The organism is Desulfofundulus thermosubterraneus DSM 16057, assembly GCF_900142025.1.
Lineage (GTDB): Bacteria > Bacillota > Desulfotomaculia > Desulfotomaculales > Desulfovirgulaceae > Desulfofundulus > Desulfofundulus thermosubterraneus.
Map to the genome: position 1 here is coordinate 1 of NZ_FQZM01000018.1, position 21,671 is coordinate 21,671.

23 protein-coding genes are annotated in these 21,671 nt (G+C 55.3%); 22 read left to right on the top strand and 1 reads right to left on the bottom strand.

The features are described from left to right. The first annotated feature begins 215 nt into the window (after positions 1-215). From BUA65_RS07870 to BUA65_RS07885, 4 genes are all read left to right on the top strand, one after another. Positions 216-692: a CarD family transcriptional regulator gene (locus BUA65_RS07870; RefSeq protein ID WP_013824152.1), complete on the top strand. Its 477-nt coding sequence runs from the start codon at positions 216-218 to the stop codon at positions 690-692. A gap of 144 nt (positions 693-836) precedes the next feature. Beyond that, positions 837-1,976 (top strand): PIN/TRAM domain-containing protein, encoded by a 1,140-nt coding sequence (locus BUA65_RS07875; protein WP_072868678.1) that lies wholly within the window; start codon positions 837-839, stop codon positions 1,974-1,976. Then, positions 1,969-3,156 (top strand): bifunctional 2-C-methyl-D-erythritol 4-phosphate cytidylyltransferase/2-C-methyl-D-erythritol 2,4-cyclodiphosphate synthase, encoded by a 1,188-nt coding sequence (locus BUA65_RS07880; protein WP_072868680.1) that lies wholly within the window; start codon positions 1,969-1,971, stop codon positions 3,154-3,156. The genes BUA65_RS07875 and BUA65_RS07880 overlap by 8 nt, the downstream gene beginning before the upstream one ends. A 79-nt stretch (positions 3,157-3,235) precedes the next feature. Next, on the top strand, positions 3,236-3,940 hold the full coding sequence (locus tag BUA65_RS07885; protein ID WP_084062164.1) for a DVU0298 family protein: 705 nt from the start codon (positions 3,236-3,238) through the stop codon (positions 3,938-3,940). Between the two features lie 10 nt (positions 3,941-3,950). Here BUA65_RS07885 and coaE read toward each other — a convergent pair whose 3' ends face one another. Next, entirely contained in the window at positions 3,951-4,562 is a 612-nt protein-coding gene (coaE, locus tag BUA65_RS07890; RefSeq protein ID WP_072868681.1) for a dephospho-CoA kinase, read from the bottom strand. A gap of 249 nt (positions 4,563-4,811) precedes the next feature. On the opposite strand from coaE, the gene gltX reads away from it, so the two are divergent. The 18 genes from gltX (at position 4,812) to BUA65_RS07980 (ending at position 21,581) form a co-directional block, all read left to right on the top strand. Then, positions 4,812-6,260, top strand: a complete 1,449-nt coding sequence (gene gltX / locus BUA65_RS07895) for a glutamate--tRNA ligase (protein ID WP_072868683.1) — start codon at positions 4,812-4,814, stop codon at positions 6,258-6,260. A 39-nt stretch (positions 6,261-6,299) separates the two neighbouring features. Then, positions 6,300-7,034: a serine O-acetyltransferase gene (cysE, locus tag BUA65_RS07900; protein ID WP_072868685.1), complete on the top strand. Its 735-nt coding sequence runs from the start codon at positions 6,300-6,302 to the stop codon at positions 7,032-7,034. A 581-nt stretch (positions 7,035-7,615) separates the two neighbouring features. Next, the gene (gene cysS / locus BUA65_RS07905) at positions 7,616-9,067 is read left to right on the top strand and encodes a cysteine--tRNA ligase (protein WP_072868686.1); all 1,452 of its coding nucleotides are present in this window, start codon (positions 7,616-7,618) and stop codon (positions 9,065-9,067) included. Positions 9,068-9,087: 20 nt separating this feature from the next. Continuing rightward, positions 9,088-9,498: a Mini-ribonuclease 3 gene (locus tag BUA65_RS07910; protein WP_072868816.1), complete on the top strand. Its 411-nt coding sequence runs from the start codon at positions 9,088-9,090 to the stop codon at positions 9,496-9,498. Next, the gene (gene rlmB, locus BUA65_RS07915; RefSeq protein WP_072868688.1) at positions 9,491-10,261 is read left to right on the top strand and encodes a 23S rRNA (guanosine(2251)-2'-O)-methyltransferase RlmB; all 771 of its coding nucleotides are present in this window, start codon (positions 9,491-9,493) and stop codon (positions 10,259-10,261) included. The genes BUA65_RS07910 and rlmB overlap by 8 nt, the downstream gene beginning before the upstream one ends. Continuing rightward, positions 10,239-10,751, top strand: coding sequence for an NYN domain-containing protein (locus tag BUA65_RS07920; RefSeq protein ID WP_072868818.1), 513 nt, complete (start codon positions 10,239-10,241; stop codon positions 10,749-10,751). Before rlmB ends, BUA65_RS07920 begins: the two co-directional genes overlap by 23 nt. Before the next feature lie 243 nt (positions 10,752-10,994). Continuing rightward, the gene (gene sigH / locus BUA65_RS07925) at positions 10,995-11,639 is read left to right on the top strand and encodes an RNA polymerase sporulation sigma factor SigH (RefSeq protein WP_072868690.1); all 645 of its coding nucleotides are present in this window, start codon (positions 10,995-10,997) and stop codon (positions 11,637-11,639) included. A gap of 203 nt (positions 11,640-11,842) precedes the next feature. Continuing rightward, positions 11,843-12,181 carry a nucleotide pyrophosphohydrolase gene (locus BUA65_RS07930; RefSeq protein ID WP_072868692.1) on the top strand — a complete coding sequence of 113 codons (339 nt, stop codon included), beginning with the start codon at positions 11,843-11,845 and terminating at the stop codon, positions 12,179-12,181. 152 nt (positions 12,182-12,333) lie between these two features. After that, positions 12,334-12,864, top strand: a complete 531-nt coding sequence (nuoE, locus tag BUA65_RS07935; RefSeq protein WP_072868693.1) for an NADH-quinone oxidoreductase subunit NuoE — start codon at positions 12,334-12,336, stop codon at positions 12,862-12,864. Further along, positions 12,851-14,755: an NADH-quinone oxidoreductase subunit NuoF gene (locus BUA65_RS07940; RefSeq protein WP_084062166.1), complete on the top strand. Its 1,905-nt coding sequence runs from the start codon at positions 12,851-12,853 to the stop codon at positions 14,753-14,755. Before nuoE ends, BUA65_RS07940 begins: the two co-directional genes overlap by 14 nt. A 3-nt stretch (positions 14,756-14,758) precedes the next feature. Then, positions 14,759-15,400, top strand: coding sequence for a 2Fe-2S iron-sulfur cluster-binding protein (locus BUA65_RS07945; protein ID WP_072868695.1), 642 nt, complete (start codon positions 14,759-14,761; stop codon positions 15,398-15,400). A 285-nt stretch (positions 15,401-15,685) separates the two neighbouring features. After that, positions 15,686-15,907, top strand: coding sequence for a 4Fe-4S binding protein (locus BUA65_RS07950; RefSeq protein WP_072868697.1), 222 nt, complete (start codon positions 15,686-15,688; stop codon positions 15,905-15,907). Further along, positions 15,904-17,064, top strand: a complete 1,161-nt coding sequence (locus tag BUA65_RS07955) for a 2-oxoacid:acceptor oxidoreductase subunit alpha (RefSeq protein WP_072868699.1) — start codon at positions 15,904-15,906, stop codon at positions 17,062-17,064. The genes BUA65_RS07950 and BUA65_RS07955 overlap by 4 nt, the downstream gene beginning before the upstream one ends. After that, on the top strand, positions 17,048-17,869 hold the full coding sequence (locus tag BUA65_RS07960; RefSeq protein WP_072868700.1) for a 2-oxoacid:ferredoxin oxidoreductase subunit beta: 822 nt from the start codon (positions 17,048-17,050) through the stop codon (positions 17,867-17,869). The genes BUA65_RS07955 and BUA65_RS07960 overlap by 17 nt, the downstream gene beginning before the upstream one ends. A gap of 20 nt (positions 17,870-17,889) precedes the next feature. After that, complete coding sequence (locus BUA65_RS07965) at positions 17,890-18,447, top strand: 2-oxoacid:acceptor oxidoreductase family protein (protein ID WP_072868702.1); 558 nt, start codon at positions 17,890-17,892, stop codon at positions 18,445-18,447. A gap of 215 nt (positions 18,448-18,662) precedes the next feature. Then, complete coding sequence (locus BUA65_RS07970; RefSeq protein WP_084062167.1) at positions 18,663-19,877, top strand: MFS transporter; 1,215 nt, start codon at positions 18,663-18,665, stop codon at positions 19,875-19,877. An 83-nt stretch (positions 19,878-19,960) separates the two neighbouring features. Beyond that, positions 19,961-20,293: a DUF3870 domain-containing protein gene (locus BUA65_RS07975; protein ID WP_072868706.1), complete on the top strand. Its 333-nt coding sequence runs from the start codon at positions 19,961-19,963 to the stop codon at positions 20,291-20,293. 265 nt (positions 20,294-20,558) lie between these two features. Further along, entirely contained in the window at positions 20,559-21,581 is a 1,023-nt protein-coding gene (locus BUA65_RS07980) for a TRAP transporter substrate-binding protein (protein WP_072868708.1), read from the top strand. Positions 21,582-21,671: the final 90 nt, after the last annotated feature.

Genomic DNA, 21,671 nt, shown 5'->3' on the forward strand with positions numbered 1-21,671 from the left:
CTGCGCGACTCTTTAGCACTCAAAAAGATTTCTCCTCCCATAGTGACATTTTCTCAGTCCGCTTACAGGGTGACAATATCATAGTCCGGTGACAGCTGCCAAAATTGCTGTTGACACCGTATGGCAGCTATGCTAAAATTATAGTTTCTTGACAAAAGCCAGGCCCCGTGTTATAATTATGGCAGTGCAAAGTTTTAGTTTAAGGGGGTCCGGCGTTGTTTAAAGTTGGTGATAAAGTCGTGTACCCCATGCACGGGGCAGGGATCATCGAAGCCATTGAGGAAAAGGAAGTCCTGGGAGAGAAGAAGCAGTATTATATTTTGCGCTTACCCGTGGGTGATATGAAAGTAATGATTCCCATCGCCAACTGCCGGGAGGTTGGCCTGCGGGAGGTTATAGACCGGGCAAGCGTTCCCAAGGTAATCAATATTCTCAAGGGAAAGAGTACCGCCATGTCCTCCAACTGGAACCGGCGCTACCGGGCTAACCTGGAAAAAATGCGCAGCGGTGATATATATGAGGTAGCCGAAGTGGTGCGCAACCTGGCCAAACGGGAGAAGGAAAAAGGCCTTTCTTCCGGGGAAAGAAAAATGCTTGAAAATGCGCGTCAAATACTAATCAGTGAGCTGGCTCTGGCTACCGAACTGGAGGAAGAAAAGGCCCAGTCCCTGGTGGACAGCGCTTTCGCCTGATACACGTCAGTGATTACTGGCGTGTTTTCTTTTTTACAGGTAAGATTCTCCATTTTTTAGTTGAAGTGGCTGTCCCATGGGACTATAATATAAGTGTCAGTAGTGCTAATAATAAACAGCAAAAGAGAAAGGGAGGTGAAGAGATTGCTCAGGCGCATTATTTTTTTTCTGCTGATCGCCCTCTTTTCGGCATCCGGCTTTTATGTGGGTTTGCTCATCCTGGACAAGGGTCTTTTTTCCCTTCCGGCTGGTTTACCCCAACTGAAGTTTGGCATCCTGGCCCTGAGTACCCTGGTGGGGCTGGTTCTGGGATTAGTGCTGACTTCTCCGATTATCCGCGGGGCGCTGCGCTTGACTTCTTTCCTGGAACAGCGCCTTTCCAGGACACCGACCCAGGACTTGGTCATGGGTTCTGTGGGCTTGATTATTGGACTCATAATTGCTAATTTATTAGGTTCAATTCTTTTCGTTCTGGGACCTTTGGGCAGGTTAATCTGGATCCTGGGTACGCTGCTTTTGGGTTATCTGGGCATGAGTGTGGCTGTAAAAAAGCGGGAAGAATTGCTGGGTCTGTTTAGCAATTTTCCCCGCTTCGGCAAGGAAAAGGTTTCCCGGGCGGAAAACCGCCAGTCCAATTACAAGCTGCTGGACACCAGCGTGATCATAGACGGCCGCATCGCGGATTTGGTTGAGAGCGGCTTCATCGAAGGCACCCTTCTGGTCCCCGCCTTTGTGCTGGAGGAACTGCGGCATATCGCCGATTCCCCGGACGTGTTGAAGCGCAACCGCGGCCGCCGGGGTCTGGATATCTTAAACCAGATGCGCAAGAATTCCCCGGTGAAGGTGCAGATTATCGACAACGTGCGGGGCCTGGATGATGTGGCCGAGGTTGATTCCAAGCTGGTGAAACTGGCCCAGAAGTTGGGGGCCAAAATAATGACCAACGATTTTAATCTGAACAAGGTGGCCGAGCTTCACGGCGTGAAGGTGCTCAACATAAATGAACTGGCCAACGCCATCAAGCCGGTGGTTTTGCCTGGAGAAGAGATGACCGTGCAGGTGGTGCGGGACGGCAAGGAGGCCGGCCAGGGTGTGGGCTACCTGGATGACGGCACCATGATCGTGGTGGACGGGGGCAAAAAATATATGGGGCAAACCATCAGCGTGCTGGTGACCAGCGTTTTGCAAACCGCAGCCGGACGGATGATCTTTGCCCGCCCCCGGCAGGAACAGCGCCAGGAGGCCGGGAATGTGCGGTATAACGGAGTGAACGCCCTTGGATAATGTTTTTGCCGTTGTGGTGGCTGCCGGACGTTCCGAACGGATGGGCGGGGGGGTAAACAAACAGTTCCTGCCCCTTTCCGGTTTGCCGGTACTGGCCCGGAGCCTGGGGGTTTTTGAAGAGGCCGTACCGGTCAAGGGCTATGTCCTGGTAATGGCCAAAGGGGAGGTAGACCGCGTGACCCGGCTGGCCCGCCGGGAATGGGGCTGCCGCAAGCTGCTGGCGGTGGTGCCCGGCGGCGAGCGGCGGCAGGATTCTGTACGCAAGGGGCTGGAGGCCCTGCCGGCGGAAGCGGAAATAGTGCTCGTCCACGACGGCGCCCGGCCGCTGGTGGGGGTGGAAGAGCTGGTGGCGGTGGCCTCCGAGGCCGCCCGCTGGGGGGCGGCCACCCTGGCCGTGCCTGTTAAAGATACGGTAAAAGAAGCCGGTACCGATGGCTTTGTGGTGCGCACCCTCCCCCGGGAGTCCCTGTGGCTGACCCAAACCCCCCAGGGCTTCAGGTGTTCCCTGCTCCGGGAAGCCCACCAGAGGGCGGAGGCGGAAAAAATTTCGGCCACCGACGACGCTTCCCTGGTGGAGGCCCTGGGCCACCGGGTGAAGCTGGTGCCCGGTTCCTACCGGAACATCAAGATCACCACCCCCGAGGACTTAGCCGTGGCAGAGGCGCTGCTCGGAATTGAAGGGGGGATTTCCATGCCTTTTGCACCGTTGCGGGTGGGTTTGGGTTATGATGTGCACCGGCTGGTTGCCGGTCGCCCCCTGATCCTGGGGGGGGTAAACGTGCCCTTTGACCAGGGGCTGGAGGGCCACTCCGATGCCGACGTGCTGGTCCATGCCGTTATGGATGCCCTGCTGGGTGCAGCCGGGCAGGGGGACATCGGGCGCCATTTCCCCGACCGCGATCCCCAGTATGCCGGCATTTCCAGCCTTCTGCTGTTGGAACGGGTGGGCCGCCTGCTGGCCGAGAAGGGTTTTGCCGTGAACAACATTGATGCCGTGGTGGTGGCCCAGGCACCCCAGCTGGCCGCATACATTCCCAGCATGGAATTTAACATTGCCCGCTCGCTCAATATTGATGCCGGCCGCATTAACGTCAAGGCTACAACCACCGAGGGGCTGGGATTTACCGGTACCGGTGAGGGGATAGCGGCTTACGCCGTGGCCGCCGTTGTCTCTTCTTGAGGTCGTACGGAAGAATCCATTCCCCACGGGAACCCTGGATTAACCGCGCAGGGACGGAATTCTTCCGGGGGCAACCGGCATGGCTTTTATACCCGGCGAAGGGGTGGATTCTATGTTGAATACTAAAGACCTCGTGATAACCCTGTTAAAGGAGCGGAAGTATGATGAAATCGCCGAAATGGTGGCCGGGGACAGGACCAAGATCAGGTACTTGAGAAGGCTCCTGTACGAGCCCGGTACGCTCCTCTGCTGGCGGGCCATCGAGGCCATGGGTGTGGTGGCCGGGCGCCTGGCCGAAGAAGACCCCCAGGCGGTGAGGTTGATTTTGCGCAACCTGCTCTGGGCCATTAACGAGGAGTCCGGGGGCATTGGCTGGGCCTCCGTGGAAGCCATGGGGGAAATTGTTGCCCGCCGGCCGGATCTATATGGGGATTATGCTTCCATCATCCTCTTTCACGTGGAGGAGGAGATGCTGCGCCGCGGAGTAATGTGGGCGGCAGGACAAATTGCCCGGGTCAGCCCGGACCTGGTGAGGAGATACATACCCATGCTGGTCCCCTACGTGGACGATCCCGATCCGGTGGTGAGGGGATATACGCTACGTTTTCTCGGTATGATGGGCGAGAAACTGGATAGCGGTCAATACGGGTATTTGTTGCAGGATACCAGTACCGTACCCGTTTACGGAAGCGGGGAGATACGTCAACTGACTGTTGCCGAATTGGCCGCCGGGGTAATTGAAAAAATTGCCGAACCAGGCTGTTTATGCGCCGGCGTAAAATAGGCAGGTGTAATTATTGACCCTCGACGGACGCGCAACTTACCAGTTGCTGATAAACTTCTTCCACCTGCCTTCTGGTTTCTTCCAGGTTGCCGTCGTTGTAAATCACGAAATCGGCCCACTTCATTTTTTCGCTCAGGGGAGCCTGGGCGTTAATTCTTTTGAGGGCCTCATCCCGGTCAAGACCCCGGGCCAGAAGCCTTTGAAGCTGCACCTCGGGGGAAGCGTAGACCACAATGATCTTCTCTACCAGGTGCCCGGCCCCCGCTTCAATCAACAGGGGAATTTCTTTAATAATCACCGCCCCGGGATCCCTGGCTAAAATTTCTGCCGTAATTTTTTGGTCCTCTTTAAAAACTGCCGGGTGAACGATCCGGTTCAACCGCGCCAGCTTTTCCGGTTCGTTGAAAACCAGGCGGCCCAGCTTTTTACGGTTGATGGTTTGATCGGGGTTTAAAATTTCCACCCCGAAAAACTTGACGATTTCCTCCCAGGCCTTCAACCCCGGGCGCATTACCTCGTGGGCCAGGATGTCAAAATCGATGACGTGGGCCCCCAGTTCTTGAAACAACCTGGCTACCGTGCTTTTGCCCGTGGCAATGCCGCCGGTAAGACCTGCGATCATTTCCCATTACCGTCCTTTTTCCCTGTCACGGCCATGAAGGCGGCCGTGCCGGGCATGAATCTCGCTTCCGGGTGTTCGAGCACCGGGGAAAAGCGCTTTTTCTACGTCATTATTCTAACCCCGCGCGAACGGTCCGGCAAGGCCCTGACTCCATTCAAAAGTTGCCTCTCTACCGGGCCGGTGATATAATATGGGTCGAATAATGTGCTTTAAAGCCTTGTAATTTTAAATTGCAGAGGAGGACCTTTTTTGTCCGGCGTCAGAGTAAGATTTGCCCCCAGCCCCACCGGCCCGTTGCACATCGGGGGGGCTCGTTCGGCTTTGTTTAACTGGCTGTTTGCCCGCAACCAGGGCGGCACTTTTATTATGCGCATCGAAGATACGGATCTGGAGCGCTCTTCCCGGGAATCCGAGAAAAACATCCTGGAAGCATTGCGCTGGCTGGGCCTCGATTGGGACGAGGGGATCGAAGTGGGCGGTCCCCACGGCCCTTACCGGCAGACGGAGAGGCTTACCATTTACCAGCGTTATGCCCGGCAGCTTTTAGAAACCGGGTGGGCCTACCACTGTTACTGCACCGAAGAGGAACTGGCTGCCGAGCGGGAAGCCCTTTTGGCCCGGGGCGAGATGCCCCGCTATACCGGCCGATGTCGTCACCTATGTGAGGAGGACCGGCGCCGTTTGGAAGCCGAGGGGCGCCGGCCGGTATTGCGCTTTGCGGTCCCCTCCGGGGAAAACATTATCGTGCAGGACTTGGTCCGCGGGGAAGTATCCTTTGATGCTGACGGCATCGGCGACTTTATTATCGTTAAGTCTGACGGCATCCCCACCTACAACTTTGCCGTGGTGGTGGATGACCATACCATGGGCATTACCCACGTCATCCGGGCGGAGGAGCACCTGTCCAATACGCCGCGGCAGATTCTCCTTTACCGGGCCTTCGGATGGCCGGTGCCGCAATTTGCCCACGTTTCGCTGATTCTGGGCCAGGATCGCACCAAGATGAGCAAGCGGCACGGAGCCACCTCCATCGAGCAGTACCGGGAGATGGGCTACCTTCCCGAGGCCCTGGTCAACTTCCTGGCCCTTTTAGGCTGGTCTCCCGGCGGGGAAGAGGAAATCTTTACTTTGGAAGAGTTAAAACGGCAGTTTTCCCTCGAGCGGGTGGCCAAAAATCCGGCAGTTTTTGACCTGGACAAGCTTAACTGGTTGAACGGCCACTACATTCGTCAAAGCCCCCTGGAGCGGGTTACCGATCTGGCCATACCCTTTTTGCAAAAGGCCGGATATATTTCCGGAGAAGTAACCCCGGAGCAGTATCAATGGTTGAAACAACTGGTGGCGGCCGTACGGGATTACCTGACCAACCTGTCCGAGATTAACCAGCACGTGGATATTTTCTTTGCGCCGGAAGTAGAGCCGGAAGATGAGGAGGCCCGCTCGGTGCTGGCCGGGGAGCAGGTTCCCCGCGTGCTGGCTGCTCTGGCGGAGAAAATCAAGGCTACAGATGGATTGAATGAAGAAACTGCCCGGAGCATGTTGAAAAAGCTGCCCAAGGAACTGGGTTTGGGCGCCCGGAAAGTTTACCTGCCCATCCGGGTGGCCCTTACCGGCCGGATTCACGGTCCGGAACTTTACCAGGTCATCGCCCTTTTGGGCAAGGAAAAGGTGCTGTCCCGCCTGGCCCGGGCAGGTTAATTATATCCATGCTCCGGTTTGCCACTTGGAGGGTGGGTTATGTTCAAGCAGCTCAAGCGCGACATACAGGCGGTATTTGAACGGGATCCGGCGGCTAAAAGTCTTCTGGAAGTGCTGCTCTGCTATCCCGGCCTGCATGCCATTATCATGCACCGGATAGCCCATTTCTTTTACCGGAAGCGGCTCTTCACCATCGCCCGGTTGATTTCCCATATCTCCCGTTTTCTCACCCAGATTGAAATCCACCCCGGGGCCAAGATCGGCCAGGGGCTGTTCATTGACCACGGAGCCGGGGTGGTCATCGGGGAAACGGCGGAAATTGGCGACAACGTAACCATCTACCAGGGAGTAACCCTGGGGGGAACGGGGAAGGAAAAGGGCAAGCGTCACCCCACCATAGGCAACAATGTGGTCATCAGCGCCGGTGCCAAAATTCTCGGCTCCTTTACCGTCGGGGACAACTCCAAGATCGGCGCCGGGTCGGTGGTGCTCAAGCCTGTACCTCCAAACAGCACCGTGGTGGGGGTGCCCGGCAAGGTAGTCATCCAGGACGGCAAGCGGGTGGGTTCGGCCAGCGCGCCGGATATTGACCTGCGTCACGACTTGCTGCCCGACCCGGTGGCGGAAGTAATTAACTGCCTGATGCATAACATTGAGCGCCTGGAAAAACGGGTCCTGGAACTGGAGAAAAAGCTGGCGGACAGCAAGCCGGCCGAACCCTTAAAGTCCTGTGACGCCTTGGTGCAGGGCGCATTTTCCCGGCCAAACGAGTGAGGGGGCGGTACGCCGGTCCTGAAACGAAGCGCTGTGAGCCCGGGACCGGCGTACAGGCTGCTACATAGGTACTGTCGCAAAACCAGAAACGAAACGGGCGGCGGTCGTCCCTTAAGGAGCGACCCAGCACTCACTGAAACACCTCTTTCTTTTAGAATAGCCGTTGAACATGTGTGTATCACGTTACTCCGAAGGAGTGCTAAACCTGTGAGTGCTGGGCTAGAGGGCCGGATACGAAATACGGCGCTGCCGAGGTTAGCGAACCGGCAGCGCGAATCGCGCTGGTAACAGTATCGATAGAATGATTGAGCTACTTATGCTGTAACTATCCATGAGGAGAAGAGACTTCCGGCGCATATGCAGCGCTGCCAGGTTCGCTCCGAGGCAAGTATGGCAGCGGCATCGGTGGGCTTCAATAGAGCAAACTATTTCAGTTGCCGCTGCGGAGCAACACATGTATTTTTCGGGGAACTTCTTTTGCGTTCGGCCCGTAGCACGGAGCGACGGGGGACGACCGCCGCCCTGGGTAGTTAGTAATGCGACAGTATCTCATAACGTGGATTTAGAGGAGCGATTGTCCCATGGAAATATACAATACTTTAACCAGGCGTAAGGAAAAGTTTATTCCCCGGCATCCGGGGCGGGTGGATATGTATGTCTGCGGGCCGACCACCTACAACTTCATCCACCTGGGTAACGCCCGCCCCCTGGTCTTTTTTGACACCGTGCGGCGGTATTTCCAGTACCGGGGCTACCGGGTGAAGTATGTTCAGAATTTTACAGACATCGACGACAAGATCATCAACCGGGCCCGGGAAGAAGGTGTCGATGCTCTGGCCCTGGCCCGCAAATATATTGACGAATACTACCGGGACGCAGGGGCTTTGAATGTGCGGCCGGCTGATGTACATCCGAAGGTTTCCGAACACCTCCCGGAAATTATCGATCTCATCAGTACCCTTATCGAAAAGAAGGCTGCCTATGTGGTGGATGGGGATGTTTACTTTGATATCGGCGCCTTTCCCGAATACGGCAAGCTGTCCGGGCGTACCCTGGAGGAAATGCAGGCGGGAGCCCGGGTGGAGGTGGATCCCCGCAAAAAACACCCCATGGATTTCGCCCTATGGAAGGCGGCCAAACCCGGCGAACCGGCCTGGGACAGCCCCTGGGGTAAAGGGCGTCCCGGCTGGCACATCGAGTGCTCGGCCATGGCCTTAAAATACCTGGGGAATAACTTCGACATTCACGGTGGAGGCTTTGACCTGGTTTTCCCCCACCATGAAAATGAAATTGCCCAGGCCGAGGCGGCCACGGGCCGGCCATTTGTACGCTACTGGATGCATAACGGTTTCATTACCGTCAACCAGGAAAAAATGTCCAAATCCCTGGGCAACTTCTTTCTGGTAAGGGAAATTCTGGATAAGTTCCCCCCGGAGGTAGTGCGCTTTTTCCTCCTGTCCACCCATTACCGCAGCCCGCTTGACTTCGACGACGAAAAGATGGCTGCTGCCGGGCGGGGACTGGAACGTTTTAAAAACAGCATTCGCCTGTTAACCGAGGCCCTGGACCAGCCGTCCCGGGAGCAAATGAATCCCGGAGATGAGGAATTCATGGCCGCTTTGGAAAAAAACCACCAGGATTTTGTGGCCGCCATGGATGACGATTTTAATACCGCCCTGGCGGTGGGCATTTGCTTTGAACTGGCCCGGGAAGTCAATGCTTACCTGCATAACGCCGCCGGCTCTCCCTGCCGTGCAGCACTGGAAAAGGCTATGGACCTTTTCCGCTCTTTTAACGAAGTGCTGGGCCTTTTCCGGGTTGATGAAAGGACCGGGCGCATACTCATCGAGGGACGGCCTACAAAAGGCGGTGGCCTTGAGGAAGCCCTGATCGATTTGTTGCTGGAAGTGCGGCAGCAGGCCAGGGCGAAAAAGGACTGGGCCACTGCCGACCGTATCCGGGATCGCCTGAAGGAACTGGGCATTATTCTGGAAGACACGCCCGGCGGTGTGCGCTGGAAAAGACAGGGATAAGGGGACCGTTTGCCTTGACCATGTCCATTATACCAGGGGAGATCATCCCCAACCCGGAACAATTGCCGGCCCTGGTGCTGGCCTATATTGGAGACGCCGTGTATGAACTGGCCATCCGTCAATATCTGGTGGCCCGGGGGATCGTTTGCGTGAATCAACTGCATCAGGAAACCATAAAATATGTACGGGCCGATACACAGGCCCGGGTGATGCATGCCCTAAAAGATGAACTTACCGAAGTGGAGGCTGCCGTTGCCCGGCGGGGTCGCAATGCCCGGAGCGGCCACCCACCCCGGGGCTCCGATGTGATCAGCTACCGCTACAGTACGGCGCTGGAAAGTCTTGTCGGTTATCTGTACCTATCGGGGCAAAGCGAGCGCTTGGGAGAAATTCTTGCCCTGGCCCGTCAGGTGGTGGAAAAGGATGGCTGAAAAGGCGGCTTATGAAAATATCATTGCCGGCCGCCACTCGGTAAAAGAAGCCCTTGTGGCCAACCGATCCATTAACAAGCTCCTGGTGGCTAAAGGAACCGGCAGCGGTGCCCTGCAGGAAATCCTCAATCTGGCCCGGGAACGGGGAATACCCGTCCAGTACGTGGACCGGTCCCACCTGAACGGGCTGGTTAAGGATGCCCCGCACCAGGGAGTTGTAGCCGTGGCGGCGGCCAAAGAATACGTTTCCGTGGATGACATCCTTGCTGCCGCGCTCCCTGAAGATCCCTTTATAATCCTGCTTAACGAAATTACCGATCCCCACAACCTGGGGGCCATTTTGCGTACGGCCGATGCCGCCGGGGTCCACGGTGTGGTTATTACCCGGCACCGTTCGGCAGCCCTTACCCCGGCGGTGGTCAAGGCTTCCTGCGGGGCGGTGGAGTATGTCCGGGTGGCCCGGGTGCCCAATCTAGCCCAGACCATTACCTACCTCCAGCAGCGTGGGCTCTGGGTGGTAGGGGCCTGCGGGACGGCTCCGGACATATACTGGGATGTGCCTTTGGACGGCCCCCTTGCCCTGGTCATTGGTGGGGAAGACAAAGGCCTGGGGAGATTGGTGCGGGAAAAGTGCGATCAGTTGGTCAGACTGCCCATGGCCGGGCGGGTTGGCTCCCTCAATGCCTCGGTGGCGGCAGCCCTGCTGGCTTACGAGGTGGTCAGGCAGAGGAGACGGGTCCATGGACGAGTACCTGATCGTTGACGGCTATAACATCATTCATGCCTGGCCGGAACTGGAACAGCTTTCCGAATCAAGTTTGGAGCATGCACGCACCCGGCTGGTGGATATTTTAGTTAATTATGCCGCATTCACCGGGGATCACGTGGTGGTGGTCTTTGATGCCCACCAGGTGAAGCACACCGGGGACCGGTCGGAAACCGTCAACGGGGTGCAGGTGATTTATACCCCCGAGGGAGAAACTGCCGATGCAGTCATCGAGAAACTGGTTGGGGAGCTGTCCCGGCGGGGAACGGTGTATGTGGCTACCTACGACTGGGCCGAACAGAGGATGATTCTGGGGCGGGGTGCCTACCGGATTACGCCCAGGGAGCTGTGGAAAAAAGTACAGCACACGCAGGAGGAAGGAAAAAAGCATTTTGACAGCGGGCGGCCGGCGGATGCTTATTTAGAAAACCGCCTGGTGGACGAGATTCGCCTGATTTTTGAACGCTGGCGAAGAAAAAAAGAATAGCCAGGATGATTGTGGAACGAAAGCAAGTCCTAATTTTTCTTGACGGGTTACCGGGGCTGAGATATAATTAGTTAGGCAAAATTAAAGAAAGAGGTACGGGAAAATGCCTTGATCCGTTCAAAGAAAAAAGTCGGGATCTATATCACCCCGGACTTCTGACTGACGACGGAAAAGGCTTTTCTTTTTCTTTTGGTTTAAGTGTTTTAAGTGGGAAAGCCGGACACACAAAGCGGGGGGGATATTGTGAGTCTGAGCGTCCAGAGGGAATGTGCGAGCTGTTATCACATGATGGACGATGAGGAAGTGGTGGAATACGCCCGCGAAGGTGATGACGCGGCCCTGGAGTATTTGATTAATAAATACAAAAACTTTGTCCGGGCGAAAGCACGTTCCTACTTCCTCATTGGGGCTGATCGGGAGGACATCATTCAGGAAGGGATGATCGGTCTTTACAAGGCCATTCGCGACTTCCGGTTAGACAAGCTTTCGTCCTTCCGGGCCTTTGCAGAACTTTGTATTACCAGGCAGATCATTACGGCTATCAAAACGGCCACCCGGCAAAAACACATCCCCTTGAACTCTTATGTTTCCTTGAACAAGCCCATTTACGATGAAGATTCCGACCGCACCCTTCTGGATGTCATCTCCGGCGCCAGGATTGCCGACCCGGAGGAGTTAATCATCAGCCGGGAGGAATTTTATGATATTGAAGAAAAAATGGGCGAGATCCTGAGCTCCCTGGAATGGAAGGTGCTGATGTCCTACCTGGAGGGTAAGTCCTACCAGGAAATCGCCGAGGATTTAAAGCGCCACGTCAAATCCATCGACAATGCCTTGCAGCGAGTCAAGCGCAAGCTGGAAAGATATCTGGAAAAGCGAAATAATTAATTAGCTGGAAAGGGTTACTTAAAAAGTAGCCCTTTGTTTTTTAATTCGACCTGAAAGGACACATTCCTGCTTTTAAGACAATTTTTTTGATGTAGCCCCTGAAAAGGTGTCGAAATTGGATCCGGCATGTTTTCGCGCGCCGGGGTTCTTACCTGGTGGTGCCTGAGACCAGAAGAGCAGTTTGTTGACGGGGGTGTTCCCGGATGTCCGAAGATGTCCGAACCACGCTGCAGGATTTGAAAAATATGGTAGCTGCCTTTGTGGAAGAGAGGGACTGGGCGCAGTTTCATACGCCCAAAAATCTGGCTATGTCTGTGTCCATTGAGGCCGCCGAACTTATGGAACTTTTCCAGTGGTCCGACGGGCGGGCACTGGAACCTGAGCTTTTAGAGCGGGTGGAAGAGGAACTGGCCGATGTGTTGATTTACTGCCTGGCCATGGCTAACACCGCAGGCATTGACCTGGCCCGGGCGGTAAAGAAAAAAATGGAGGGTAATGCCAGGAAGTATCCTGTAGACCTCTACCGGGGCAGGTACCGCTAGTTTTTGCTAATTAAAGTAAGTGCAGAATATTTTCTTAAAATAATTTTAAGATTATTGACCGTTAATATGTTTAGCGTTATGATTATGGAGAGGTTTCCACGACAACCGGGCAACTGACCGGTTTTTCAATAAGCCAATCAGGAGAGATGTCCATGCATTTAACGGAAGAAGAAAAAAGGGTTGCCTTAGAACAAACCGGGAACATCCTGGAAAATTATTCCCGTGAACGGGGTAATCTCATTCCTATTTTGCAGCAGGTACAGGAAAAGCTGGGCTATGTGCCCCTGGTGGCCATGGAGGAAGTGGCGCGGCACCTGGGCATCCCGGCCGTGGACGTTTACAGCGTGGCTACCTTTTACAACCAGTTTCGCCTCATTCCCCCAGGGAAACACCAGATCAAGGTATGCATGGGTACAGCCTGCCACATGAAGGGGGGCAATATCATCCTGGACTGCTGGAAGAGACGGCTGGGCATCGACGTTAACCAGGTTACGCCGGACCGGGAATTCAGCCTGGAAAGGGTGGCCTGCGTAGGATGCTGCACCATGGCACCGGTAACGGTGATCGATGAAGAGGTGCATGGCAAGGTAACCCCCACCCGGGTGGACGGATTGCTCTTTTCCTTTGGCGTAAAAATCTTAAAAGGCCAGCAGAAAGAAGGGGAAGCAGTTGAAGAGCAGTAGTATAGTGGCAGAAACTTTTGCAAAATTGCAACAGAAATCCAGGACTGCCTGGCAGAGCCTGCGGGACCGGCCCTTGATTTTGGTGGGCACGGCCACCTGCGGCCGCGCAGCCGGGGCCCTGGAGATTTTAAAGATAATTAAAGAAGAGCTTGAAAAACACGGCCTTGACGCCCAGGTCCTGGAAGTGGGCTGCATGGGCCATTGCTATGCGGAACCCCTGGTAACCGTTTACAAGCCCGGTTTCCCACCCATCAGCTACGGCTACGTTACCGAGGGCATTGCCGCTCGGCTGGTGCAGGATTTTTTAGGGGGTGACGACCCCTGCCTGGAATTTGCCCTGGCTGCGCTAGAGACCAACGATATGGTTCCAGCCCTCACCGACTTTCCCCGGGGAATGATTGAAAAACCCATTATTTTGGATAGGTGTGGCCTCATTGACCCGGCTAAAATCGAACACTACATTGCCCTGGGCGGGTATGCCGCCCTGGCCGGAGCCCTGACCCGGGAACCTGAATGGGTACTTGAAGAAATAAAGGCTTCCGGCCTGCGGGGGAGGGGGGGAGCCGGTTTCCCCACCGGGCGCAAGTGGGAAACCTGCCGTTTGGCGCCGGGGGAAAAAAAGTATGTCATTTGCAACGCTGACGAAGGGGACCCGGGGGCCTTTATGGACCGGGCCATCCTGGAGTCAAACCCCCACGAGGTGCTGGAGGGGCTGGCCATTGCCGCCTACGCGGTGGGAGCCCGCCAGGGCTATTTCTATATCCGCGCCGAGTATCCCCTGGCCGTGGAAAGGGTGAAAAAGGCCATCGAACAGGCGCGCCAGGCCGGCCTTTTAGGGATCAATATCCTGGGCAGCGGTTTTAGCTTTGACGTGGATGTTTTTCAGGGTTCGGGGGCCTTTGTTTGCGGCGAGGAAACGGCCCTGATTGCCTCCATGGAAGGGGAACCGGGCCTGCCCCGCCACCGGCCGCCATTTCCGGCCACTGCCGGGCTTTGGGGCAAGCCCACGGTAATTAATAATGTAAAGACATTGGCCTACGTGCCCCATATTATTGAGCGGGGCGCCCAATGGTTCAGGGAGACCGGTACTGCCGGCAGCCCCGGTACGGCTGTCTTTGCCCTGGCCGGGAAAGTGATCAATACCGGTCTGGCCGAGGTGCCCATGGGCACAACCTTAAGAGAACTGGTTTACGATGTGGGCAGCGGCATTCCCAGGGGCAAAGCCTTTAAGGCCGTGCAGATTGGTGGGCCGTCGGGAGGGTGCCTGCCTGAAACGGCCCTGGATATGCCCATAGATTTCGATTCTTTGAGCCAGGCCGGGGCCATGATGGGTTCCGGCGGAATGGTCATCCTGGATGAGGACGATTGCATGGTGGAAATAGCCCGGTTTTTCCTGGATTTCACCCAGAAGGAATCCTGTGGCAAGTGCACCATGTGCCATCTGGGAACCAAGCAGATGCTGGAAATCCTGGAGGCAATTACAAAGGGTCAGGGCAAACCTGGGGATATAGAGCTTCTTTTGGAACTGGCTGAAGACGTGAAGGCCGGGTCGCTGTGCGGGCTGGGCAAGACGGCACCTAATCCCGTTTTAAGTACCATCCGCTATTTCCGGGACGAATACGAGGCCCACATCAAGGAACGCCGTTGCCCGGCGCTGATGTGCCGGGAACTGATTGCCTACTACATCCTGCCGGAAAAATGCGAGCGCTCCTGTGATGCCTGCGTGGGCAGCTGCCCGGTGGAGGCCATTTACCCCAACGAGGACCGGATTAAAGTTATTGATCAGCAGAAATGTGTTAAGTGCGCCAGCTGCCTGGAGGCATGCCCGCCCCAGTATAAAGCGGTCATCAAGCTCTCGCCGCCGGAACTGGTGGCCGAAAGGGGGGCGTAAGGTATGAAAACAGTCACCTTAACCATAGATGGCCGGACCGTGCAGGCGCGGGAAGGGGAAAAACTGCTCTGGGCAGCCCTGGAAAACGGCATCTACATTCCCAACCTCTGCGCCATTCCCGGAGTAAAACACCCTGCTGCCGCCTGCCGGTTGTGCTTTGTGGAGATCCGGGGTTACCCGCGTCCGGTGACCGCCTGTACCGAGCCCGTGGTCGAAGGCATGGTGGTGTCCACCCGCAGCCCGCGGGTGGATCGCCTGGTACACACGGCCTTTGAGCTCCTTTTGTCCAATCACCACCTGGACTGCGCCAGCTGCCCCCGCAACCGCTCCTGCGAATTGCAGCGGATTGCCCGGGAACGCCGCTTCCCCTTACGGGTGAAGCGGCTGAGAAAGCTGGAACGGAATCTGCAGGTGGACGACTCCAGCCCGGTAGTGCGCTACGACCCCGGCAAGTGTGTCCTCTGCGGGCGGTGTGTGTGGGTCTGCCGGGAAAAAGGCACCGGAGTGCTGGGTTTTGCTGGAAGAGGATTCGAGCGTAGAATAGCCACCTTTGGAGATGTTCCCCTTGGCCAGTCGGGCTGTAACGGTTGCGGCGAATGTACCAGAGTCTGTCCCGTGGGTGCCCTGACGGGGAAAGAGGCCTGATCTTCTCAATTTGAGATAAATGCCGGAAGTGCCTGATTTGGCGGTAACGCTGCCAAAGTTTACCCCGGCGTCGCAGAATGAGATAGCTTCCCGTTTCGCTTTGAGATGGAATACGGAAAAATGCCGTCGCAGGAAGTGCTTTCTTCCTGCTTTATTTTTTCTGCAGCCGGGATGGTTTCAAGGTCCTGCCGCTTATTCCCCCGAGCGCCAGCAATTACATAGGGTCTGGCACAACTCTTGCGTGTATAATCTAGTAAAGGTTCCAAACCGCGCGAGGTGATGGCAATGGCTAATGCTTTAGCCGCTCCAAAGGCTGTGCATATAGTGGTGCGGGAAGGATGGTGCAAGGGGTGCGGGATTTGTGTCGCCCTTTGCCCCAAGGAAGTGCTCTCCCTGAATGGTTCGGGCAAGGTTGCGGTGGTGAATCCCGACCGCTGCGTTGGTTGCGGCCGGTGTGAAATCCACTGTCCGGACTTTGCCATCGGCATAGAGGTGAAGAAACAATGAGCGATGTGGTGGAAATGGCCCGCCTGATGCAGGGCAACGAGGCTGTGGTGGAAGGAGCCCTGGCGGCAGGGGTGCGTTTTTTTGCCGGTTACCCCATTACCCCCTCCACGGAGATTGCCGAGCTGATGGCCGAACGCCTGCCCGGGCTGGGCGGTAAGTTCATCCAAATGGAAGACGAGATCGCCAGTATGGCCGCGGTAATCGGTGCTTCCCTGGCCGGGGTGAAGGCCCTTACGGCCACCAGCGGGCCGGGCTTTTCGCTGAAGCAGGAGAACATCGGCTATGCGGCTATGGCTGAAATTCCTTGCGTGATTGTCAATGTGCAGCGGTGGGGTCCCAGTACGGGTATTCCCACCGCCCCGGCCCAGGGGGATGTAATGCAGGCCAGGTGGGGAACCCACGGCGATCACCCGGTTATCGTCCTCTGCCCTGCCTCGGTGCGGGAGGCATACATGCTGGCCATTCGGGCAGTCAACCTGTCGGAAAAGTACCGGGTGCCGGTGATCCTGCTCATGGACGAAGTGATCGGTCACATGCGGGAACGTGTGGTACTGCCCCGGGCCGGGGAAGTGGAGGTAATTGAGCGTAAAAAGCCGGCGGTGGAGCCGAAAGATTATTACCCCTACCGCCCCGACGATGATGGTGTACCGCCCATGGCCAACTTCGGAGATGGTTACCGATACCACGTAACGGGGCTGGTGCACGATGAAAAAGGCAATCCCACCACCGACCCTCAGGTTGCTGAAAGCTTAATTCTGAGGCTGCACCGGAAAATTTACGATCATCTGGATGACGTGGTTACCGTAGAGGGTTATCAACTGGAGGATGCGGAAGTAGTTGTGGTCGCCTATGGTGCGGTGGCCAGATCGGCTAAACGGGCGGTCAAGGATGCCCGGGCGGCGGGTATCAAAGCGGGGCTGTTCCGGCCGGTAACCATCTGGCCCTTCCCGGAAAAAGAGGTGGCGGAACTAGCTGGCCGGGTGCGGCACATCATCGTGGTCGAAATGAACCTGGGTCAGCTCAAGGGAGAAGTGGAACGGGCGGTGCAGGGCCGGGTGAGGGTGACGGGGGTTAACCGGCTGAACGGGGAACTGATCACCTTCGACGAAATCCTGTCCGCCATCAAGGAGGTGACAACAGATGCTCAGTCAGGTTGAATCCCACCTGCGGTCTGACAGGTTTCCCCATATCTGGTGTCCCGGTTGCGGCAACGGCATAGTTCTATCGGCGCTGGTCAGGGCCATTGAGGAGCTGGGGTGCGACCCGGACAAAACCGTGGTGGTTTCCGGCATCGGCTGCTCCTCCCGGGCGGCGGGTTACCTGGATTTCAACACCCTGCATACCACCCACGGTCGCGCGCTGGCTTTTGCCACCGGTATCAAACTGGCCAGGCCTGAACTGGATGTCTTTGTCTTGATGGGAGACGGCGACGCTACGGCCATCGGCGGCAATCACTTTATACACGCTGCCAGGCGCAATATAGACCTCACGGCCATCATTTTTAACAACAGCATCTATGGTATGACCGGGGGGCAATATTCACCCCTCACTCCTCCCGGCAAAAGGGCAACTACCGCCCCCTACGGGAATATAGAGCGAAGCTTTGATATTGCCGAACTGGCTAAAGGTGCCGGCGCCACATATGTGGCCCGGGCCACCACCTATCACGCCACCATGCTGGAAAAATTGATTATGGCCGGAGCCAAAAACAAGGGCTTCAGCGTCATTGAGGCCATCACCGCCTGTCCGGTGGGTTACGGGCGGCGCAACAAAATGGGCAATGGGCTGCAAATGCTTCTCTGGCAGAAGGAACATGCGGTAACGGTGAAACAGGCGGAAAAAATGAGCCCAGAGGAACTGCAGGATAAAATAATCATTGGTGAGTTGTACAGGGGGGAAGCTCCCGAATACACCGTCATGTACGAAGAAATCATTGCCAGGGCAAAGGGCAAAACCCAGTGAGAGCAAAGGAGATGAGTAAAATGTTCAGAACGATAGAATTCAGATTGAGCGGTTCAGGTGGCCAGGGCCTGATCCTGGCGGGCGTTATTTTAGCCGATGCGGCCATCCGGGAGGGCAAGAACGCCGTGCAGGCCCAGTCCTACGGCCCGGAGGCCCGGGGAGGCGCCAGCAAGGCGGAAGTGATTATCAGTGAAGGTGAAATTGACTACCCGAAAGTGGTCTTGCCCGATGTAGTCCTGGCCATGAGCCAGGATGCGGCCAATAAATATGCCGGGAAAGTCAAAAAGGGCGGCCTGCTGATTGTGGACAACACGTACGTGAAAAATGTGCCGCCGACCCCCGCCCGGGTGTACGTGTTCCCCATCAGCCGTCTGGCCCGGGAAAAAGTGGGGAAGGAAATGGTGGCTAATATAGTGGCGCTGGGGATACTGGCCGGATTGACCGGTGCTGTCTCCCGCCAGGCCCTGGAACAGGCGCTGCTTTCCCGCATCCCCAAAGGTACCGAAACCTTGAATATGCAGGCCCTGGAAGCGGGATTTGAAATGGCGAAGGCCTCTTCGGTAAAGGTTCCGGCTTAAAAAGAAAGAATGGTTGTTTTGGCTGGGAGCATATTTCCGGGAGATTAATTACCTGTTAGAAACTGCCAGAGGGAAAATGCTCCCGGTGCAGAAGGAATGAATAGGACTGTAATAGGTACTGTCGCCAGTCCGGGAAAGATTTCCTTCCGGCTGCTTTTGCGGCAGTTTCTTATTATGGTTGAATTGGGCCACGAGAGTCATCGGGGGAAAAAAGATTGCTATGGAAGAAAAACTTATACGTCCTGTGCCTGACCCAGTTTCTGGTCATGTCTTCAATGCAGCTGATCATGCCTTTTCTCCCCTTCTATATTGAGAAACTGGGCGTCACAGAACAGGGAGCCGTAACCGTCTGGACGGGTATCATTGCCTCGGCCAATTTTCTGGCTTCGGCCATTATGTCCCCGGTGTGGGGGAATATGACGGATCGCCTTGGGTGTAAAATTATGGTTCTGCGTTCACTGGTTGCCCTGGCGACATTTGCCGTCTTTTTAAGCCTGGCGCAGAATGTTTACCAGTTTACGGCTATTCGGGCTTTGATGGGGGCCTTCAGTGGCTTTAATGCGGCGGCCATTGCCCTGGTGGCGGTAAATACGCCCGAACAGCACCTGGGTTATGCCCTTGGGCTTTTGCAAACGGCCCAGGTGGCGGGAACCATAACAGGCCCGCTGTTCGGTGGAATAATAGCCAGCCTTTACGGATACCATCAGGTTTTTCATCTGATTACCTTGATAAATGGCTTTGCTGCGGTAATGGTATATAGCTTGATCAGGGAAAGTTCTGACCCTGGCTGTACCGTGCGGGATATACACAATCCGGCGGAGGAAAGTGGATCTTCCCCCGGGCAAACCCCTCTCTGGGTTGTTTTTGTCGTTATTTTCATTGCCCAGCTATCAGTACGTATTGTGGAACCAATGGTACCTATCTTTGTTAAATCCTTATACCAGGATGAGCGTTTTCTGTCCTTAATCGCCGGGATAATCATTGCTTCCACGGGTGTGGCCAATGTGCTGGGCGCCCCTGTGCTGGGGCGCCGCAGCGACAGATCCGGCTATAAATTAACCCTGGTGCTGTCCCTTACCGGTGCGGGTTTCCTGTACATGGCCCAAACCCTGGCCAGTTCCCCCTGGCAACTGGGCATATTAAGATTTTTTCTTGGTTTTTGTATGGCCGGCATTTTCCCGTCCGCCAATGCCATAGTGGGGCACCTTTTCCCGAAGGAAAAGCGGGGAAAGGCCTACGGCATAATTTCCAGCGCTACTTTTTTGGGCAATTTTACCGGGCCGCTGGCCGGGGGATTGATTGCCGCCCGGTTTAGTGTGCATGCTGTTTTCCCGGTTACAGGTGCACTGTTGCTGATCAACGCGCTGTGGGTGGTTAAATCCGTGGCGGAACCCAAAAAATTTTTTAGCTCCGGGCAGGAGGAAAATTAAATACTTATGTCGAATACTTTCTTCAATCTGGTTTTCAAAAAATTTGCAACAGTGACTTTACATGCAGTGGGGGAGGCCCGAAGGTGAAAAAGACGGTGTTTGTGGCCGGCCATGCCAGCCTTCCCCAGGGTATGGCGGCCAAGGGTATATACGGTACCCTGGCCATAGTGGCGGAAATTGACCGCAAGTACGGCGTTATTGTCCAGGCATCCTGTACACTGGTTACTCCGCTGGCGCAGGAGTATATCAGATCAATTTTGGTGGGACATAGCCTGCTGGAAGGGATAGAGGAACCCATCCAGCAAATTAAAGAGTGCTATCACGGGGCGGCGCAGAATGCCCTGATTGCCGCCCTTAAGGACTTGTACCGGACTTACCTCAACGGTTCCGGGCAGGCAAGTCAAAAGGTCAGGTAGCGAAAACAATAAATAAAGCGTCTTTAAAGCGAAAGAAGTGTTTTTAATAAGGGTCCGTCAACTGTAATATCTACAATCGACCGAGCGATCGGGCGGTGCGAGTAGATAGGTAGCCAGTTGTACGCCGGGCGTCAACGGTTACCTATTTTTATTTTCGGACTTTTGTTTAGGTTTTGACTTATACTTATGTTCGCACAGGGGGTGATTTTAGGGAAAAGGAAATTCAAAGAAAAAAGTTTGATAATTTTAGGAGGAGGTATCGCAAATGAGAAAGCGGAACTACTTGTTTTCCCTGTTAGCTTTATTAACGCTGTTCACACTTTTACTGGCAGGTTGTGGCGGCAAAAAAGAAGCGGCCCAGAACCAGTCCAGTGAAAAAATTGTGGCCAAGTTCAGTCACGTTGCTGCTCCGGGCACACCTAAGGGTCTGGCGGCGCAAAAGTTTGCGGACCTGGTAAAGGAGCGTACCAACGGGCGGGTGGAAATTCAGGTATTTCCGTCCTCCCAGCTTTATGGGGACAAGGACGAGTTTGAAGCCCTTCAGGCCAACAACGTCCAGTTTATCGCTCCATCTGCCGGTAAGTTAATCAGCTTCGACCAGCGCTTCCAGATCGGGGACATGCCTTTCCTGTTCAAAGATAACCAGGGGGCGGCTAGATTTTGGGATAGCGAAACAGGTAAAAAATTGCTGCAAAGCCTGGAAAGCCAGGGTATGGTCGGCCTTACCGCCTGGCCCAACGGCATGCGGCAGTTCATGAACAGCAAAAAGGAATTGAAAACCCCTGGAGATTTTAAAGGCCTGAAATTTCGGATTCCCGCTGGCGGCGTTTTAGTGGACATCTTCCAGGCACTGGGTGCGGGAACTGCCAACATTCCGTTTAGTGAAGTTTATACCGCCCTTCAACAAAAAGTTGTCGACGGAACCATTGCTACCTTTGACAACATCGAAAACGAAAAATATGCCGAAGTCCTGAATTATCTTACTGTAGCTAATGTCAACAATCTTTCCTATATCGTGATTGTAAACAAACAATTTTGGGATAGCCTCCCACCGGATATCCGGGAAACTGTTGAACAGTGCCTGAAAGAAGCGACGGAATATGAGCGGCAACTGGCCGATCAGCTGGACCAGGAAAGCATGGCTAAGTTAAAGCAGAAAATCAAGGTGCACGAGTTAACTCCGGAAGAACGCCAGGCTTTTGTGGAGGCCATGCAGCCGGTATGGGCCAAGTATGAACCCATTATCGGCAAGGATCTCTTTGAGGAAGCGAAAAGGTTAAATCAATAAATATTAAATCCCGAGATGGCTTCGTTTGGGAGTTTCGGGTGCACCAGAAACGGTGTGCCCGGTTCCCCCCGTTTTCAGGGGCGAAGGGGG